2 protein-coding genes are annotated in these 1782 nt (G+C 36.7%); one reads left to right on the plus strand and one right to left on the minus strand.

The window, feature by feature from the left end:
- On the plus strand, positions 1–334 hold a 334-nt coding region (locus DS885_RS00070), incomplete at its 5' end, for a DUF1440 domain-containing protein (protein ID WP_113817369.1).
- Positions 335–416: 82 nt separating this feature from the next.
- Here the strand turns inward: DS885_RS00070 and DS885_RS00075 are convergent.
- On the minus strand, positions 417–1613 hold the full coding sequence (locus DS885_RS00075; RefSeq protein WP_220149610.1) for a DegT/DnrJ/EryC1/StrS family aminotransferase: 1197 nt from the start codon (positions 1611–1613) through the stop codon (positions 417–419).
- Positions 1614–1782 lie beyond the last annotated feature (169 nt).

Consider the following 1782-nt stretch of genomic DNA (forward strand, 5'->3'; position numbering starts at 1 on the left):
CTATGATTGGTATAACATTCAAAATATGACTTACACTTATTCTGAGCATGTTGTTAACTGGGGTATTGCAGGTGTTCATCACCTATTCTCTATCTTTTTTGCAATGCTTTACTGTGTACTTGCAGAACGTTGTCCTAAAATAACGTTATGGCAGGGGGTTGGGTTTGGTATCTTATTAACAATCCTTTTCCACGGCATTACCTTACCTGTGTTTGGTTGGGCACCTGCGATATGGGGTCTACCGATAAATGAACTTGTTTCTGAAACATTAGGACATATTTTATGGATGTGGGTGATTGAAGTTTTCCGTCAATATATGATGAAAAAGACATAGTACTTACACTAAATACCGTTTACACCAAGACCAGTCACTTATGTTACTGGTCTTTTTATATAATTCTTTTACTTCACCAGCCTCAAATTTTAGCCACTGCCAGTTCGACCTGTGTATTTATAATCTTGGCAACCGTCATACAATCTTCGAGAGTAAAAGTAAGTGGAATACGAATATCAATTAAAGTCGCTAAAATACGCTCAGTATCTACTAAGCTAGTTTTATCACTAATGTAATGCCAACTATCATATTTACTGGTATATCCGTTTGGCTCACTATCACCAAACCATTTAATAGAGACTCCTTGTGCTTCACACGCCTGAATAAGTAATGGAAATTGAGTAGGAGATAAAGCAGGGATAAAGAACTGTATAGAACTAGCCACAAACTGCTCTTTGATATCTCGTTCAATTAACACAATCTCATTACTTGTTTTAAAAATATCACTCATTGCAAAATATCTGTCATTCCAGGCAGTACATTTTTTATCGAGTAACTCAAGCTGTGGCAATAATATCGCAGCTCTCAAGTTATCCATACGCCCACTGTAATTAGGGGTCGTATACTTAACGGCATCAAAGGCTTGCTTATCAGGCGCAGCATAGTGTTTATCATAAAGCATGTAAGAGCCAGAGTAGATAATAGCTTTGCTAATCACATCGCTGTGAGGCGTAATTAATAACCCACCTTCACCTGAATTCATATGTTTATAGGTTTGAGTACTAAAACAAGCAACATCACCAAAACTACCACTCATTTTACCATTCCATTTTGCCCCCATGGTATGAGCACAATCTTCGATTAATAATAGATTGAAGTCTTTACAAATTTTCATGACGCGATCCATATCAGAGATGTGACCACGCATATGGGAAAGTAATAAATATTTAGCGCCACTGGCACGCGCTTTATTTTCTAAATCATCTAAGTCGATACAAAGTTGTTTATCAATATCGACTAATACTGGCACACCGCCAGCATTATCTATTGCACCAGGGACAGGGGCTAAAGTAAACGCATTACAAAGGACTTTATCGCCTTCTTTTACGCCTAATGCTTTTAATGCAATATGCAGTGCATAACCGCAAGAGGCACAAGCTAAGCAGTTATCAACTCCCATGTATTGGCTGAAGGCTAACTCAAGTTGATCCGTTAAACTCTTTTCACCAGAGTTAACGTTATAACGATGCAACCTACCCGACTTCATTATCTCTATTGCCGCTTCAATACCTTCATCAGGAATAGCTTCCTGCTGAGTAAAAGATTTCTTAAAAGACACAGTACCAAACTCCATTCATCCATAAAATAAGTTTATCTACAATCACAATACTGTATCAGTTCCATCATTCCCTAGTGCCAATAACAATAAAGAATAGAACCACAAAATACAGAAAATAAAAATGCTTAATAAAAAATATAGGAAAATAAAAATAATACCAATTGTATTA

Source organism: Psychromonas sp. B3M02 (genome assembly GCF_003318165.1).
Lineage (GTDB): Bacteria > Pseudomonadota > Gammaproteobacteria > Enterobacterales > Psychromonadaceae > Psychromonas.